Origin of the sequence: Brevibacillus sp. MER 51, from assembly GCF_023714195.1 — a bacterium.
In the GTDB taxonomy this organism is placed as follows: Bacteria; Bacillota; Bacilli; order Brevibacillales; family Brevibacillaceae; genus Brevibacillus.
In genome coordinates, this window is the sequence record NZ_JAMAUS010000067.1 from 1 (window position 1) to 419 (window position 419).

At 55.4% G+C, this 419-nt stretch carries 1 protein-coding gene; it reads right to left on the bottom strand.

Annotated features, from left to right (window positions below; all coding sequences use genetic code 11):
* Positions 1-419, bottom strand: a 419-nt coding sequence (locus M3630_RS30655; protein WP_251254679.1) for an aldo/keto reductase, incomplete at both ends; no start/stop codon positions are given.

A 419-nucleotide genomic window follows, 5' to 3' on the forward strand; every position in this document is an offset into this window, starting at 1 on the left:
TCCCGCGCCTGGGCCAGAGGATAGTTGGAGATCCCGACATATAGCGCTTTACCCTGACGAACCAGATGATCGAGCGCACGCATCGTTTCCATCAGCGGCGTCTGTGGATCAGGCCGGTGATGGTAAAAAATATCGACGTATTCCAGCCCCATGCGTTTAAGGCTCTGGTTAAGGCTGGCTACCAGATATTTTCGCGATCCCCAGTCGCCGTAAGGGCCGTCCCACATCGTGTAGCCTGCTTTAGTGGAGATGATTAACTCATCGCGATAAGGCAGGAGCGACTCTTTCAGGATGCGGCCAAAGTTGCTTTCCGCCGAGCCCGGCGGCGGCCCATAGTTGTTGGCCAAATCGAAATGGGTTATACCGAGGTCAAAAGCGTGCAGGAGCATCTGCCGGCTGGTTTCCACTCGCGTTTCATC